This window comes from Colwellia sp. M166, assembly GCF_024585285.1.
In the GTDB taxonomy this organism is placed as follows: Bacteria; Pseudomonadota; Gammaproteobacteria; order Enterobacterales; family Alteromonadaceae; genus Cognaticolwellia.
On sequence record NZ_CP040755.1, the window covers coordinates 2,019,261 to 2,034,941 of the forward strand.

General features: G+C 40.4%; 15 protein-coding genes and 2 pseudogenes. 8 read left to right on the top strand and 9 right to left on the bottom strand.

What is annotated here, in order from left to right; genetic code table 11:
* Positions 1–70 precede the first annotated feature (70 nt).
* A complete protein-coding gene (locus tag FGD67_RS09165; RefSeq protein WP_257174722.1) occupies positions 71–574 on the bottom strand; it encodes a lactoylglutathione lyase family protein in 504 nt (167 codons plus the stop codon).
* A gap of 94 nt (positions 575–668) precedes the next feature.
* On the opposite strand from FGD67_RS09165, the gene FGD67_RS09170 reads away from it, so the two are divergent.
* Positions 669–1,544: a LysR family transcriptional regulator gene (locus tag FGD67_RS09170; protein WP_257174723.1), complete on the top strand. Its 876-nt coding sequence runs from the start codon at positions 669–671 to the stop codon at positions 1,542–1,544.
* Positions 1,545–1,828: 284 nt separating this feature from the next.
* Positions 1,829–2,758 (top strand): annotated as a pseudogene (locus tag FGD67_RS09175) (IS1182 family transposase); the annotation flags it as partial.
* A gap of 420 nt (positions 2,759–3,178) precedes the next feature.
* On the opposite strand, the gene FGD67_RS09180 reads toward FGD67_RS09175, so the two are convergent.
* Positions 3,179–4,204, bottom strand: a complete 1,026-nt coding sequence (locus FGD67_RS09180) for an IS110 family transposase (RefSeq protein ID WP_257171489.1) — start codon at positions 4,202–4,204, stop codon at positions 3,179–3,181.
* A gap of 60 nt (positions 4,205–4,264) precedes the next feature.
* On the opposite strand from FGD67_RS09180, the gene FGD67_RS09185 reads away from it, so the two are divergent.
* The gene (locus FGD67_RS09185) at positions 4,265–4,792 is read left to right on the top strand and encodes a transposase (protein WP_257174724.1); all 528 of its coding nucleotides are present in this window, start codon (positions 4,265–4,267) and stop codon (positions 4,790–4,792) included.
* Between the two features lie 489 nt (positions 4,793–5,281).
* Here FGD67_RS09185 and FGD67_RS09190 read toward each other — a convergent pair.
* From FGD67_RS09190 to FGD67_RS09215, 5 genes and pseudogenes are all read right to left on the bottom strand, one after another.
* Positions 5,282–6,512, bottom strand: a pseudogene (locus FGD67_RS09190) (IS91 family transposase).
* A gap of 7 nt (positions 6,513–6,519) precedes the next feature.
* Positions 6,520–7,413 (bottom strand): site-specific integrase, encoded by an 894-nt coding sequence (locus FGD67_RS09200; RefSeq protein ID WP_257174727.1) that lies wholly within the window; start codon positions 7,411–7,413, stop codon positions 6,520–6,522.
* 332 nt (positions 7,414–7,745) lie between these two features.
* Positions 7,746–9,194 (bottom strand): hypothetical protein, encoded by a 1,449-nt coding sequence (locus tag FGD67_RS09205; RefSeq protein WP_257174728.1) that lies wholly within the window; start codon positions 9,192–9,194, stop codon positions 7,746–7,748.
* The gene (locus FGD67_RS09210) at positions 9,195–9,521 is read right to left on the bottom strand and encodes a hypothetical protein (protein WP_257174729.1); all 327 of its coding nucleotides are present in this window, start codon (positions 9,519–9,521) and stop codon (positions 9,195–9,197) included.
* 429 nt (positions 9,522–9,950) lie between these two features.
* The gene (locus FGD67_RS09215; protein ID WP_257174730.1) at positions 9,951–10,931 is read right to left on the bottom strand and encodes a transposase; all 981 of its coding nucleotides are present in this window, start codon (positions 10,929–10,931) and stop codon (positions 9,951–9,953) included.
* A gap of 162 nt (positions 10,932–11,093) precedes the next feature.
* On the opposite strand from FGD67_RS09215, the gene FGD67_RS09220 reads away from it, so the two are divergent.
* The 3 genes from FGD67_RS09220 (at position 11,094) to FGD67_RS09230 (ending at position 13,081) form a co-directional block, all read left to right on the top strand.
* The gene (locus FGD67_RS09220) at positions 11,094–11,402 is read left to right on the top strand and encodes a hypothetical protein (RefSeq protein WP_257174731.1); all 309 of its coding nucleotides are present in this window, start codon (positions 11,094–11,096) and stop codon (positions 11,400–11,402) included.
* Positions 11,399–11,758 carry a hypothetical protein gene (locus FGD67_RS09225; RefSeq protein ID WP_257174732.1) on the top strand — a complete coding sequence of 120 codons (360 nt, stop codon included), beginning with the start codon at positions 11,399–11,401 and terminating at the stop codon, positions 11,756–11,758. Before FGD67_RS09220 ends, FGD67_RS09225 begins: the two co-directional genes overlap by 4 nt.
* A gap of 621 nt (positions 11,759–12,379) precedes the next feature.
* Positions 12,380–13,081 carry an SDR family NAD(P)-dependent oxidoreductase gene (locus FGD67_RS09230; RefSeq protein WP_257174733.1) on the top strand — a complete coding sequence of 234 codons (702 nt, stop codon included), beginning with the start codon at positions 12,380–12,382 and terminating at the stop codon, positions 13,079–13,081.
* 26 nt (positions 13,082–13,107) lie between these two features.
* Here FGD67_RS09230 and FGD67_RS09235 read toward each other — a convergent pair whose 3' ends face one another.
* Together FGD67_RS09235 and FGD67_RS09240 are read right to left on the bottom strand one after the other, a co-directional pair.
* Entirely contained in the window at positions 13,108–13,326 is a 219-nt protein-coding gene (locus FGD67_RS09235) for a TIGR02450 family Trp-rich protein (RefSeq protein WP_373567867.1), read from the bottom strand.
* 8 nt (positions 13,327–13,334) lie between these two features.
* The gene (locus tag FGD67_RS09240) at positions 13,335–13,595 is read right to left on the bottom strand and encodes a DUF3081 domain-containing protein (RefSeq protein ID WP_257174734.1); all 261 of its coding nucleotides are present in this window, start codon (positions 13,593–13,595) and stop codon (positions 13,335–13,337) included.
* A gap of 346 nt (positions 13,596–13,941) precedes the next feature.
* Between FGD67_RS09240 and FGD67_RS09245 the strand changes: the two genes are divergently transcribed.
* On the top strand, positions 13,942–14,823 hold the full coding sequence (locus FGD67_RS09245) for a kinase (RefSeq protein ID WP_257174735.1): 882 nt from the start codon (positions 13,942–13,944) through the stop codon (positions 14,821–14,823).
* Positions 14,820–15,677 carry a mannosyl-3-phosphoglycerate phosphatase gene (locus tag FGD67_RS09250; RefSeq protein WP_257174736.1) on the top strand — a complete coding sequence of 286 codons (858 nt, stop codon included), beginning with the start codon at positions 14,820–14,822 and terminating at the stop codon, positions 15,675–15,677. The genes FGD67_RS09245 and FGD67_RS09250 overlap by 4 nt, the downstream gene beginning before the upstream one ends.
* Positions 15,678–15,681: the final 4 nt, after the last annotated feature.

Here is a 15,681-nt window from a genome sequence, read left to right on the forward strand (position 1 = left end):
ACAAGGGCTGCTTTGTTTCATGTACTGCCTAAATTCCGTAACTTAGAGCAGAAAATCTAGCGCCAATAACTTATTGGTATGCGCCAGCGGCATAGGTTAGTTCATAGCTATGGCTATAAATTTCTAAAATATTACCAAACGGGTCTTCCATGTAAATCATACGGTAAGGCTTTTCACCTGGATAATAATAGCGTGGCTCAGCCATACGTTTTTTACCACCGGCGGCAACAATTTTTTCGACCAATTCTTCTAAATTTGGATCTTGAACACAGAAGTGAAATACACCTGTTTTCCAATATTCAAAATTATTTTCTGGATTTTCTTGGTTTTTAAATTCAAATAACTCGACACCAACACGATCACCTGTCGACATGTGGGCAATTTTAAATTTGTCCCAATTAGCACCAAATACATCGGTGCACATCACGCCTATAGCACTGTCGTCTTCAACGACTTCTGTTGGCTCCATAATTAAATACCAACCAAGTACTTCGGTATAAAACTTAACGGCTTTTTCTACACTCGGTACTGAGATGCCGATATGTGAAAATGTTCTTGGGTATGCTTTGCTCATGTTTTTTTCCTCGCTAACGTTGATAGCAAAAGTATAGCCCAGCTGATAGAATACAAAAAATTATCATTTATTATGGATATGAGTACGTTTTGTTATGATAAATCTTAACTGGTTAAAAACATTTTGTACCCTTGCTGAGGTTGGTCATTTCACCAAAACAGCAGAGGTTTTGTTTATGACGCAGTCAGGAGTCAGCCAACATATTAAAAAACTTGAACAACAACTAGCGGTGACGCTGCTGCTTCGAGAGGGCAAGTCTTTTACTTTAAGCGATGAAGGCTTACGCTTATATCAGCAGGGAAAGTTGTTACTGGAAAAAAGTGATGACCTTGCACAGTCAATCAAACAAGATGACGCCCACATTGGCAATATACGTATTTCTTCTCCCGGCAGTATAGGACTAAAGCTTTATCCACAGTTAATCGCTATTCAGCAAGAGCACCCGAAATTATCACTCGATTATACCTTTGCGCCCAATCACAGTATTGAACTGGCGTTAATTGAACGTAACATTGATATCGGTTTGGTAACCAAGAAGCCACAAGATCATCGTATCAATAGCACAGCCATTGGCGTTGAACCCTTAGTATTAGTAACACCGGCAGCTGTTAACCAAATTACTTGGCCAGTGTTGAACGAACTAGGCTTTATTGATCACCCTGATGCAGCTCATCACGCTAATTTGTTGTTGCAGAAAAACTTTACCGAGTTTAGTCATATTAGCCAGTTCCAACACAAAGGTTTTTCCAATCAAATAAGCCTAATTTTAGCGCCGGTGAGCTTAGGGTTAGGCTTTACGGTATTGCCGCTATATGCGGCTTTAGCTTTTCATCAGCCGAGCTTAATTAAGATTCATCATCTAACTGAAACTATTGATGAACCGCTCTATATTTGTCATAACCAATACTCACATAGAGCGCAGCGTATTAACTTTATCAGCAATGAAATCATCAAGCATATTGCTAAGTAACGTAAGCTCAAGATAAATCATCGCTATTATTTGGAACGTCATAAATAATGAGAAACGCGTCACAGTATGAGAAAATTCAACATATTAATGACGTTTTGTGATTGTCCTTAATCTTTGAAATAAACCTCTCGTATGTTCACTAATGCCACAGACTGTGTGAAAACCTTTTGATCACTTTTTCGTATAACCACCTGATAGTTATGATCAATCGGTCTTAACCTTATCCACAAAAAAACACACGTTTGCTATACTTATCAGTAAGTTAATCTTTATTGGTAAGTATCATGTCAGGCTTTATTAAAGGTGTTAACCGCTCCCAATCTACACTCTTTCCAGAATCTCTCGATGACTTTGTTATTGCTGAAAATACCGTCAGAGTCATTGATGTGTTTATTGAGGCATTGGATTTAGCAGCGTTAGGTTTCGCGGGCATGATCATCAAGTCTACTGGCCGTCCTAAGTATCACCCTGCTGTCATGTTAAAACTCTATCTCTATGGCTATCTTAATCGAGTCCAATCCTCTAGAAGATTAGAAATTGAAGCGAATAGAAATATTGAACTCATGTGGTTACTTGAACGACTTGCTCCAGATTTTAAAACCATTGCTGACTTTAGGAAAAATAATGCTAAGGGAATTAAGCATGTTTGCCGTACATTCGTTCAGCTATGTAGACAACTTCATATGTTTGATGAAGGTGAGATCGCCATTGATGGCAGTAAATTTAAAGCTAGCAACAACAAAGATAACAATTACACCCCAAAGAAAATGGCCTTTCATATTGAGCGAGTTGAAAAACATATTAGTAACTATTTAGAAAAACTAGACAGAGCTGATGAAGAGCAACATAGCCCTCAAACAATCAAGGCAACACAAGAAACTATTAGCAATTTAAAACAAAAACTCGCTGAATTAAAAATACTAGAAAAAGAAGTCAAAGACCATCCAGAAAAACAAATATCCACCACTGATCCTGATTCAAGGTTGATGAAAACTCAAGGTATGACGAGAGTCGTCAGCTACAACATTCAAAGTGCTGTTGATACCAAGCATCATCTCATTGTTGCACATGAAGTGACCAATACCACTGACCGAGGCCAACTCTGTCCTACAGCGGTTTTAGCTCAACACGCGCTAAAAAGAAAAGACCTAACAGTTATCGCAGATAAGGGTTACTTCAGCGGCCAAGATATCAAAGACACACAAGATGCTGGTATGACATATATGGACGCTTCCTTGATGTCAACCCAAGTGAATACGAAAACATAACAAAACGGGCTTATGTTTTTGATTACTGAGCATTACTCTTTTCATACTTTTGTTCATGATGACAGGCGCTTTCGCTTGCTTAAAGCAAACTGTACTGACATATATTTGAGCTATGGTTTGTTATCCATGCTCCAGATAAGTTGCGAACTAGAAATACCTTAAAACATTGTTCACCCAAACGTGATAGATACACTTGTCCTCTCACAGGCTTTGTTCTAGTTGGCTAGTGCCTTTTTTTCATCTTATCAACAACAGTCTTGAAAAGTTTTCTGGATAAATTAAGTCCCCTCTAGCAGCCTAAACACCCACACAGACTCATGGCCTTTGTCCTACACAGGCTTACTAGAGGGTAAAACGGGTCGTCAATCATGTGATTACCTTAACCGGTTGAGGCGTGTAATGGCATTGCTTTTGTAACAATGTCCACATGATGCGTGCTAACTTGTGCGCAGTGGCAACCGCGGTACAATTGAACGGTTTTCGTGCACTTAACTGGGTTATCCACACACTCAATGCATCGTGTTTCTTTCTGGCATGAACGATGATGGCACGCGCACCATGGATAAGCTGTTTACGCAGGTATTGGTCTCCACGTTTACTGATGCCGCCCATCACGCTTTTATTGCCTGAGGCAAATTGTTTGGGTGTAATGCCTAGCCAAACAGCAAAGTCGCGTGCACTGGTGAAGGCTTGTCCACTGCCTATAGAGGCAATAAAGGCAGAAGCATTGAGGTAACCAATGCCAGGGATACTCAATAGTATTTGCCCTAATGAATTGGCTTCAATGTCAGTTTTTAATTGTTTTTCAATCGCTTTAATACGTAGGTTTAAGGTTTTGAATTCTTGATAAACATCGTTAACTAGCCACTGAACTGATACCGATAACGTGGTATCAAGTGATAATGCTTGCATACTTTCATTAAAAGCAGGTATGCCTAACGGGAAAACAAGGCCAATGTCAGCTAATAAACCACGTAGTTGATTAGTGACCGCTGTACGTGTTTTAAGTAACCTTTCTCGCAAGCGATGTAGCATTAACGTTTCTTGCTGAGTTTGGGTTTTGATGGGGACAAACCGAATGAAAGGTCGCCTACTTGCTTCGAATATGGCCAGTGTATCGTTACTGTCATTCTTGTTTCCTCGCACAAAAGGTGTCACGTGTTGCGCAGGAATTAAGTGCACAGTGTGACCGATGGATTCAAACAACCGGCCCCAATAATGAGAAGAATAACAGGCCTCCATCACAACACGACATGGGGGTTGCATTTGCATAAAATGCTTCAGTTGAGCGCGGTTCAAGCGCTTATTAAAAACGCCTTTATTAGCCTCAGTAAACCCCATGAGTTGAAAAACGTTTTTTGCTAAATCAATTGATATTGTGCTAACTTTCATGACGGACGTTCCTTAAATTAACTGATTGTTTTTAACCAGTTTGGCGCATTGACGCCGTAATTGGGAGCGTCCATCACATCACCACTTGTACCAAAGGGAGATACCTCAGGTAGCGATAAAAAAGGCATCTTTAATCGTTCTAAATTTACCTATGATAAAGAAAAAGAGGTTTATATTTGTCCCAACAACAGTCAATTAATGCCAGGTAAAACCATGACAAAAGATCGTGATTTATATTTGATGCATTACCGAGCTAGAGTCAAAGATTGCCGACATTGTAGCTTGCAGCCACAATGTACCAAAAGTGCAACACCAAGAAAGATAACTCGATGGGAGCATCAAGACAGAATAGACAATATGGATAAGTTAATGAAAAAACGGCCAGACTTGATGCTAATTAGAAAACAGAGTGTCGAGCACCCGTTCGGTACGATTAAGTGTTGGATGGGGATGACACATTTACTCACTCGTCGATTTAAAAACGTCCGAACCGAAATGAATCTCCATGTTCTGGCTTATAACTTCAAGCGAATGTTAAACATAATGGGTATTGAAGGGTTAATGAGCGCCATAAAGGCCAAGATATAAGGCTCTAACCTTATCTTTTTATTTTAAATTTGACTCTCATCCAAAATAAACAAACTAAGCTGTAAAACGTATTTTAAAATTTATATAAACAACAATGAGTTTTTACACAGGCTGGCCACAAAGCGGTCTAAATTTACGAATAAAAATCATCCCGCCTAACGATCACTTTGATACGATTGCGGACATTTCACTAATTGGATTTTATGACTTCTTTGTGTAGGTTTGTAGATCATCAGTGTCATGATCTAAGCCGTGATGATGCCCTAATTGGAGCGGATGTCGACAAAGCCCACAATGAAGAAACCGCGGGAAGCAAGTGCCTATGGGGATTGTATCTCTGTGGGTGGTAGTTGTAGGGTGGCTTTTATCTTAACTTGTCTGGATTGACCGTGGTAAGTCACAACCATTCGATTTTCCATCATAAATACTCTCTCTTTTGTTGATGTGATAACGCCTTTTCAGCCAGTAAGGCAAAGCTATCCCTGACGATTATACTGTCCTTTTTTTAAACGTCATTCTCTCTACTGGATTAATGATCTTCTCAGGCGGAGCGCGAGGATAATTTATCCCAACAAGCAACTCAATGATCATCATTGGCGTATGACATTTCGGGCAGATAAAGGGATCAGTACGATCTAGCTTCGCTACTTCTGCGGCTTCCTGTACTGCTGTCTCAAGCGCTGGCACATTGAGTAACCGCCTTGCTTGTTGCAGATTTCGCTTTCTACCGGCATTAGCCACTAAACCATAATGACGAATACGGTGAAAGCCCGAGGGCAGTACATGCAGCAAGAAGCGACGTATAAACTCATCATGACTCAGTTGCATCACACGTTGTCGACATCGTGCTTTGACACGGTAGTTTTTCCAGCGGAAACTGACAGTATTTTTATCCATCGACACTAAGCGAGAATTGGCAATTGCGACTCGATGAGTGTATCTAGCCAAATACCTTAATACGGCGTCAGGGCCAGAAAACGGGCGTTTGGCATACACAACCCACTCCATTTTACGGTGTTTACTTAACCAAGCATTGAACTCATGCTCATCTGCTAGCGTTTTCGTGTTGGCGAAGAACTGTAATTTACCTTGCTGATAAGCCTCGCTGAGCCGCGCTAAATACAAACGGCGAAACAGACGCGATAAGACCCGAACAGGCAAGAAGAAGCCTTTTTTACAACTGAGCCATTGTTTACCATTGAGAGACAGTCCACCGCCTGGGACAATCCCATGCACGTGTGGGTGGTGCATCATGGCACTTCCCCACGTATGCAACACGAAGGTTACCCCCACTTGTGCGCCCAAATGTTTTTTATCTGCCGCAATGGTTAATAAGGTTTGTGCTGCCGTTTTCATCAAAATTCCATACATCACGTCCTTGTTGTAATAAGCCAAATCAGCAAGTTCGCTAGGTAAACTGAAGACTAAATGATAATACTCAACCGGTAATAGCTCTGTTTGCCTAGCCTCTAACCAGCGTTTAGCTGAGCTGGCTTGGCACTTCGGGCAATGGCGATTTCGACAAGAGTTATAGGCAACCTGAACATGCTCACATTCAGGGCATTGCAAAACATGCCCCCCCGAGCACACTGGTTCGACAGTGTTCAATGGCTGACATGACTTTGTGTTGTTGTAAGCTTAAATGGCCTGCATTCTCATCACGATAAGTTTGACCCGCAACACGAAACACATCCGCTACTTCCAGTTTAGGGCGAGACATGACCGACTCACTCCTTTGCTTTACCTTTCTTCTTCATGATGGTATCTAACGGACTCGTGACTTCTTTTAATAAATCCGTCGCAACTTGCGCATACAAGGCGGTGCTATTGAGTTTACTGTGTCCAAGCAGTACTTGTATCACGCGAATATCCACTTTGGCTTCCAATAAGTGCGTGGCAAAGCTATGCCTCAAGGAATGCATAGATATCTTTTTAGTGATACCTGCTGTAGAAACGGCGGCTTTACATATTCGGCTCAAATGGCGAGAGGTCATATGATAGATAGGGTTATTGCTCGGAAATAACCAACCCCCTTCAAACATCTGCCCCTGTTGATTAGCAAAGCGCCACCAGTTGCGCAGGTGTTCAAGCAATACCGGGGATAACATGGCATAACGGTCTCGTTGGCCTTTACCTTGTTCAACCCGAAGTGCCATTCGTTCACTGTCAATATCGCTGACCTTGAGATTGACGACTTCACTCACCCGTAAACCAGCGCCATAAGCTACGGCCAATGCCGCTTTAAATTTCGGGTGCATCGCCGAATCAATGAGCTGTTTGGCTTCATCCATGCTGAGTATTTCGGGTAATTTACGAGCGACCGGTACACTGCTGAGCTTATACACGACTTCGGGTTTATCCAGTGTAATATTGTATAGGAAGCGCAAGGCGGTCAAGGTGACATTAATCGTTTGACCTGTGGTGCCAATATTAACTAAATGTAATTGGAATAGTCGTAAGTCTTCAGCCGTAATATTTTCTGGCGAGCGTTGCAGATAATCGCAGAGTTTAGAAATCCCTCTAACGTAGGCCACGAGACTACCTGAGCCGAGTTTACGTAAGGTGATATCGTCTTCAAGACGTTTAAGTAATTCAGGTGGGAAGTAAGTGCTGATATTCATGAGATGAACTCCTCGGGTTATAGGCGAAATGCCTGAGGAGTTAGAGTCGTAAAAAGTACAAAGGTTGAAAAGGAATTCAGTGGTAGCCAAGAACGCCATTACCGCGCGAGCGGTTTAGTTCTTTGTGCCATTTTCGGCCATTCACCACTAACTTAATACCTTAAATCCAATTGCAATAGCGGGCGTTCAACCAATTCGTATTTGGACATCTTTGAGTTACGATTCGTAGAGAACTCTAACTTTTCCGATTACTCCTAGTATTGCAAGCATGTGCTTTCTCATACATGTACCTGACCAAAATCACTAGTCCACTACAATTGATGCTTGCTCATTTAAGGCGCTACATAAAGCTTATATAATTGTCGGCTAGCACTCGGCCCACCTTTATTGACATATTCAATCAAGAGCTTGCAAACTTCGTGCTCTATAATTGCTTTATGTGTGAATTGAAGATTTCCACGTTCTTTTCCATAATTTTGCCGAGCTATCGCTAATGCTATACGACTAAACCAATAATTACTTAGACCTTCTGGTGATGCATTTGGATTCAATACTATGCCATGCTCAGCTTTCTGTCGTACTGCTTTTTTTAAAAGAGCTATTGGTGAACTCTCCACATTGATTAATCCAGTAATTCTTGATGGAACTTCCACTCCCTGTTTTTCATCGTGCAATATAGTGGCTTTGATTATCAAATTAAGTGCTTTTGTTCTTTCTAATTCTAACTGTGTTAAAGGTCCGGCCACAATCGACTCTACAAATTCCGCTTGTTCATTCAAGGTCGGCTTGATTCTTAAAGGCTTTGGGGAGTCCGTTAAATATGTAAGGCATGCTGACTCTGATTTGTTGACCCAAGACTTTGTAGCATAGGAATTAAGGTCAAGAGGATATGCCAGTACAATATCAGTAATAATCTTGTTCGATTTAATTCTCTGACTAAAAGCTCGTACATTAATATAGTGACTCAACAGCACGTCTAAACGAGGTTCATTACTATCATCACAGTTCGGTAACGCTTCATGCCACTTTGTAATCTTTACCTTCACTAACTCAAGACTTTTTTGCTCGCTGAGACCTAATTTGCTTATCCCATCTCGGTATAGATTCAGGAAGTCATCAGCTACATAATCCTGAGCTCTAGAAAGAGTATCCCGCACCTCAAGCGCTTGGCTCTGTTCTTGGCGTGGCATCATAAAGCTAAGTCTGCATAGCAGCTCTGACAAGATGGAGGAGTTTTCCATCGCCTTATCTTCTAGAAGTGGCCATTCGGCTCTAAACTCAAAACTACAAGAGTTATCCGAGTCACTCATTAACAATGTTCTCAACTTCGGGCGGAATCGATGTAACCGATATAGCAAAGTTAGTACGCGATACGCTACAACTCGGTCTTGTTTGACCCAATCCTTAAACGGCAGGGAAGTGATTTTTTTAATATCGGTGCGGATATCCTTACTTAGATCCTCTACACTCCCCCCGTACCTCGACTCTAAGTAATGAAAGAATTCTGTTTCACTCTTCGATGGCAATTCATCACTCGGGTAACCAGCCTCGTAAGCTGATTCATAGATTCCACATTTCTGTTCATCGGTAAGGTTGGAAAAAATGTAACCATGCAGGTTGCCCCAAGGGCAACCAATTACTCGACCAACAACATTTCTTTGCACGAACGAAGAACTAGCTTCCCCTTCTAGGCCAACCATATCAGTAAGGTAAGGCTTAAGTGTAGCAATGTCGTTAGTAAGGTCGTTTGCCTTCAAAATATGTTCATAAAACACTGTCATTTACTCTGCTAGATAATCTTTGGGGAAATGAGCCATCTTTCTTTTTTGATTTCGAACTAGGGCTACTGTCTGTTTCTTAGTAAGAGCCACCTTTGAATGTGACACCTTGTATAGCTTGCCATAAGAACTGACATCTTGCTCACTAAAAGATTCTCCGGTGTTTTCTTCCATTAGTAAAGCTATTATACGCGAAGGAACATCAGCCTCTAACAGTGCAGCACAGCGTTCGATCGCATCAGCTGAACGACTTTTTGGTGTTCGAATTTTATCTAGCGCATCAACACCTTCGGCTAATATATCGTTAATACCGTCTTTGAAATCTGACATAGCTTATTACTCCTAAATAGTTTATCAATCGTATTCGTGGGTAGTCTCTATCCACTTAGCCCACTTTAATCGATGGGAAGGAATCTATCAGGGGGAGAAAATATTATTTTTTCTGCAAACAGGTTGGTGTAGCGGCATGATGAATTTGGTTACATAGTTAGAATAGAAAAAGTAAGTCAGGTGATGCATGTGTTGTGTTAACTTAGCTGTTAACTTAGCCACCCATAATAAGTTTAAGTTATAACATAACACTGTTTCCCTCATTGTAATAACAGACAAAGCCTCATTTATTCACTCAATAGGTACTCGGTTGACAATGATCACTTACCAATGACTAAGTCAGTGAATTTCAGGCGAGTTAATGCTGTTATACGAAGATAACCCTAGGTTTTAGCTTTTTAGTGATTAAGTTTTAATTAAAAATAAGTGTTAGGCGCTATTCAAACAGGCTTCTGCACTGGCGATACCATGCGTGCGTTTTAAGCCAACATGTTCACTAAATACACACAAGTGCTCTGCTGTGCCGACCGCGCCGGTGAAAACACCTTCAAAATTCGTGGTCAGTGTTAACCAACTGTTATCACTGATGTGTAACCTTGCGAGTATTTTAGTAACTTTAGCGTTAATTGCCCCGCGTTTATCTTCCCGCAGTATTCGACCTGTTTCATCCACGAGGATTAGGTAATCTTTTAAGCTAAAGGCTAAGCCGGTGGTTTTGTTTTGATGTTCATTACCGATAAAGGGCAGTAAAGCTGAGGGTTGTTTGCCCTTTATGGCCGCTTTTATACGTAATTGAATACTGGTGAAGCTCGACTGCTCAGGTGTCGCGGCGATACCCGCACGTACAGGGTTTAAATCTACATAAGCCATACACGACAATAAAGCACCTTCATCTAATAAGGCTTGAGACTGAAAGCGACCTTCCCAAAAATGTCCCGTGCACTTATCTTCTTTATTGGCTTGTCGAGCAATGGGCTCGTTCAGTGAACGCATAAACCAACTGATATCTATTAAGCGTTGTTTATACGCCATTGCTGTTTCTTCCACCATCTCGAGTTCGTATTTATCTAATGGGGAGTTATGCTGATATTTTTTGGTCAGGTGTGTGCCTTTAAATAGTTTATGCCAACGGGTAAGCACGTCCAGTGTAGACCACTTTTTTACTTGCTCGCTATCGACATGTAATACCAAGTGTAAATGATTATGCATAACGGCATGGGCACAAATATCAATAGAAAAAACTTGAGATAATTGAAAAATACGCTTCTCAATCCAATGACGCCTGTGTTCAAAACTAACCCCTGTTTCGGTATCAACGCCGCATAAAAAGGCTTTGCGCACGGTTCGACTACAAATATGATAATACGGCGTATCTGATAAACTAATTTGTTGTGAACGGGGTTTTGGCATGACAATCACCACACTGAATTAAGGTAAATTCAGTGTAGCTTATTGATTGAAATTTGAACAAGTTATTATGGGTGGCTTGTTAAGTTTCTGTTACTTGCTCTTGAAGGACTATTTGGACCAACTGTTTGGGACGTAAAATGGGCTAAAAATGGGCGAGCTGAGTTGCTTCAAGTTTTAGCAACAACGGATGTAAATCAAATTTGGGCTCATATTTCACCGAAAACTTGTCCAAACTGTAATTCTTATAATAACTTTTTTGGGGAAGGCGGTTATAATTTAGATTTTACGGTATTAGAAGAATATTTCCATGTAGTAGAGCAATGGAATACTGGAGAAATGACAAAATCTAGCTATCTTTGGGAAGCGATGATTAATGGTTATGATAACAAATATGAAAGACAAGCTAAGGGATTTGCGAGAGATAATTTAGCTAATTTTAGGGTGTCAATAAATCAGCACATGAGGAAATGATGAATAAATTAATAATGCTACTGTTACCTCTGATTTTAACGGCTTGTATTACGATCGGTGACAACTCAGCATATGTCAAAGCTGAATTGTCAAAAAACTTTTATAAATCTCTTAAAAATGAAGAATCTTGCTCTTTTCAAATAAGTATTGCAGAGAGCTCCTTTGTCATTTATAAAGAAAAATTGAAGCAACAATTTGAAGCCAATATTTCTGTATCACCAAAAGATATTCAATATAAGTTTAATATCATCTGCGGATCAAAAGAGGCCAAAGTTCACTATGAAACAGAAATCATAGTAGGCAAAAGCAATCTTACTGCAGATATTGGGATTATTAATGCAAGCTTAACTGATTAGGAAACCTTATTAGACCACCCATGATAACTTGCTAGCGTGCTTTGAAAAACTTATTAGGGCGTGTTTTTAATAATGATGTACTATTTAGGTAATGTTAAAACATTACAACTTTCTGTGGTGCAATGGGGGCGATTGCGCCTTAGAATTAATACTCTATTTTATGTGGACCTTAGTTGATTCTAATGTCCGTTTTTGAGATTGGGTAGATAATTGTACGAAAAGTATTGAATAAGATTTTAGGTGTAAATTAATAGACATTTTTAAATTATATGTGGCAGTTTTAGGCTCACAAGTTGACAGTACAGGTATAAACCTAATGTCTGCTATTGGCTAACAGAAGTCACAAGGTTATCTTCGATGCTAATGACCGCTTTATTAGTTAAGCGGACGTTAGAATAAAAACTGCTAGAGTCCGCAATGCGCACAAAATTTATTCCTATTGAGCTGTAAGCCCTAATGCCAGAGTTCAAGAGTTTTCGTTATTGGTGAAATTCTACAATTATTTCAGGTTCAGATTAAATGACCCCCGTTGATCTCATCGCGACACTTTTTCGTATTAAAGAGTTAACAGACAGCGGCCGAGCAAAGGAGTAAAGATGAAATCACCAACAGCGCTGATCATTGGCGCCAATAGCGAAAGCAATTGCATTACAAGCTATTAGCAATGAGGCTACACAACTCATTGTTATTAGCCGTGACTGTAGCTTTTATCAACAAGAACAATTCGCTAATACTAAAGTTATTAGTATCGATAACTATCAAGAAAAAGCGATTAGCCAAGCGGTAGAAACACTAAAAACCAGCATGCCGGTGACTATTACACAGGTATTTATTTGCCACGGTATTTTGCACAACGAGCGCTGCCAGCCGGAAAAACGCTTGGAAGATTTTTCTACAGAGATGTTTATTGAAACCCTGACCGCTAATACCGTTACTCCTATGCTGTGGTTAAAACATTTAACGCCATTATTGGCCGGAAAGCATGAATGTAAAGTGGTGGTATTTAGCGCCCGCGTTGGCAGTATTAGCGATAATAAATTAGGTGGTTGGTACAGTTATAGAGCGTCAAAAGCGGCGATGAATATGCTCATTACCTCGGCCGCAGTTGAACTGGCTCGAAGAGCTAAAAACATCAAGTTAATCTCTTTTCATCCTGGTACTACCGATAGCCCGCTGTCGAAACCATTTCAAAAAAATGTCCCTAAAGACAAACTATTCAATAGCCAGTTCGTTGCTAGCCAATTACTCAGCATTGTTGAATCAGCGGTTGTTGACGGTCAGGCAAGCTACTTGGATTGGCAAGGCAAGAAAATACCTTGGTAATTCTATCGTTTTAGCTATTACAGTTGTTACTGCCAACCCATCTTCCATTGTTTGCTGTCTTTTAGGTCACGCCAATTAATGACATATTCGTTATTGTTAATCACTGCCTCGATAACACAGGCAGTCACGCGCTGTTCTTCATCAACAGTTAATTTGGTAATGGCAAAGTGCTTTTCTTTATTCTCTACGGTTATTTTTGTCCACTTACTATCAAGCAGTGCTTTCGGGCTAATTTTATTCATCATGCTCCTAACTAACTTTTATTCATCGCAGAGGGGGAATATACTTTTTCCACAAGCTTATTAAACGGCTGCAACTTGGCTTCGTCTTCACAATCAAATGCAAAGCGGCCATGAAAGTACATCGACATGGTCACTTGGTTATAACTTAGGTAACAGGTGTAACCGTCTAAGTCATGCCAAGCATTAAGCCCATGTAAACAGTATTTATCATCATGCTTTTCACCCTCTGAAATCACTTGATTGAACACATAAAGGTACTGAGAAAGTTTCATAGCATTACACCCGTTTAATTTAGCGCTATTATTTATATTGATTTTACGAAGTCATAAAGCAAAAAGTTTACTTTAAACATAATATTTAACCCGCTTACCGGTTTAGTCACGCTTACCTTAACAATATTAGCTGTTTTGTTGCGCCCTCTATATTGCACCAAAACAAAGCAGTGGCTTATTTTAGTGCACTTTTCTTAATTTTAAAATGCCTTAGCCTTCATCGATAAAAATAAATACATCTTACTTTACAATACATTACAACGACTCAGTAGCTACTAGATAAAATGGCACAGGAGTTGAAGGTATAATAACAACCATAACGAATATTTTAGCGACAGTGGGAATTATGCTTTCAACCTTTATTAAGCAACATAAATTGCCTGAAACATTTAAATTCACGGCAGAAAAGCACTACCAACCGCTCGCCGAGCAGATATTTGGCCAATTTGGTAAACATGACGGCGCTTTTTTTGTTGGTATCAATGGTTGCCAAGGCAGTGGTAAGTCAACGTTAACAGATTACCTGGCAGAATATTTAGCGACCACTTACCAATTAACCATTATGGTAATGTCATTAGATGATTTTTATCTGACCGGTGAAAAACGCCAGCAACTGGCACATGAAGTTCATCCCTTATTAGCTACACGAGGAGTGCCCGGCACTCACGATATAGCTGCGCTAAAGCAAACCTTAAATAAGTTAAAAACCAAGCAAACCGGCTTTGCTATGCCACGATTTAATAAAGCAACCGATGAACCCTATCCTGAGAGCCAATGGCCAGTTATTGACAAGCCAGTAGACATTATTTTATTAGAAGGATGGTGTTGGGGCGTAAAACCACAAACAGATCAGCAACTAGCAGCTCCCGTTAACGAGCTGGAATTTAAACATGATGTGAATGGCCAGTGGCGAAATTATGTTAATCAACAACTAAAAAGCTATTACCAACCTTTATATAAAGAAATGGATTTTTGGTTAGCACTACAAGCACCGTCATTTGATTGTGTTTACAAATGGCGTTTAGAGCAAGAGCAAAAGCTGCAGGCAAGAAATATCGACCTGGCAAATTCTAAGGTGATGGGACCTGCTGGCGTTTTAAATTTCACACAGTATTTTCAAAGACTTAGCGTACAGGCTTGTAACACTATCTCGCAGTCAGCGGATGCCATTTTTTATTTAGATCATGCAAGAAATATAACAAAAACGCCGATAGTGGACGCGGAATGAGTGCTAAGCAAACGTTAATTTTTAGTGACCTCGATGGTACTTTGCTTGACCACTATAGCTATCAGTCGACTGCTGCGCAGCCGACACTAAAACAACTGCATGACGCTAAAATACCGGTCATTTTAAATACCAGTAAAACACTGGCTGAATTAAACATTATTCGTGCAGAGCTAGAACTTGAAACCCCTTTTATTATCGAAAATGGTGCCGCCATTTATATTCCAATCAATACCTTTAAAACACAGCCCGAAGACACAGAAGTGTTCGGAAACTACTGGCTAAAATCATTCTGTTCTCCACGACAGCATTGGCTAGATCTACTGAGCCAACAATGTGAACAATTTCAGCCTTATTACCAAGGATTTTCAACTCTCTCTAGCGCTGAATTATGCCAAGTCACCGGCTTAGATTTAGCCCAAGCTGAACGCGCAAAACAACGACAATACGGCGAACCTGTGCAATGGCTTGGCGATGAACCAACCAAGAAATTATTTATAGAGCATCTTGTTGAATTAGGCGCAAGCGTTGTTCAAGGTGGCCGGTTTATGCATATTGGTGGCTACTGTGATAAAGGCCAAGCGCTGATTTGGTTAACCGAACAATATCGAGAACATTTCGCTAACAACAGCGTTTATACCATCGCCTTAGGTGATGGCGAAAACGACATTCCGATGTTAGAGGCAGCTGACATTGCCGTGCAAATACGCTCACCTGTTCATGACTTTCCGCCACTGTATCAGCAATATAAAACGAGTCAAACCGAACGATATGGTCCTGAGGGTTGGGCCGATGCGATACAGCAGCTTTTAACCAATCAATTCGACTCACATTTAATTCAACCTAATTTAGTTTAATAAA

Bases quoted from the DNA above. Each gene is read 5' to 3' on its own strand.
- FGD67_RS09165 (WP_257174722.1), bottom strand. From the start codon at position 574: ATGAGCAAAGCATACCCAAGAACATTTTCACATATCGGCATCTCAGTA.
- FGD67_RS09170 (WP_257174723.1), top strand. From the start codon at position 669: ATGATAAATCTTAACTGGTTAAAAACATTTTGTACCCTTGCTGAGGTT.
- FGD67_RS09180 (WP_257171489.1), bottom strand. From the start codon at position 4,204: ATGAAAGTTAGCACAATATCAATTGATTTAGCAAAAAACGTTTTTCAA.
- FGD67_RS09200 (WP_257174727.1), bottom strand. From the start codon at position 7,413: ATGAATATCAGCACTTACTTCCCACCTGAATTACTTAAACGTCTTGAA.
- FGD67_RS09205 (WP_257174728.1), bottom strand. From the start codon at position 9,194: ATGACAGTGTTTTATGAACATATTTTGAAGGCAAACGACCTTACTAAC.
- FGD67_RS09210 (WP_257174729.1), bottom strand. From the start codon at position 9,521: ATGTCAGATTTCAAAGACGGTATTAACGATATATTAGCCGAAGGTGTT.
- FGD67_RS09215 (WP_257174730.1), bottom strand. From the start codon at position 10,931: ATGCCAAAACCCCGTTCACAACAAATTAGTTTATCAGATACGCCGTAT.
- FGD67_RS09225 (WP_257174732.1), top strand. From the start codon at position 11,399: ATGATGAATAAATTAATAATGCTACTGTTACCTCTGATTTTAACGGCT.
- FGD67_RS09235 (WP_373567867.1), bottom strand. From the start codon at position 13,326: ATGATGAATAAAATTAGCCCGAAAGCACTGCTTGATAGTAAGTGGACA.
- FGD67_RS09240 (WP_257174734.1), bottom strand. From the start codon at position 13,595: ATGAAACTTTCTCAGTACCTTTATGTGTTCAATCAAGTGATTTCAGAG.
- FGD67_RS09245 (WP_257174735.1), top strand. From the start codon at position 13,942: ATGCTTTCAACCTTTATTAAGCAACATAAATTGCCTGAAACATTTAAA.
- FGD67_RS09250 (WP_257174736.1), top strand. From the start codon at position 14,820: ATGAGTGCTAAGCAAACGTTAATTTTTAGTGACCTCGATGGTACTTTG.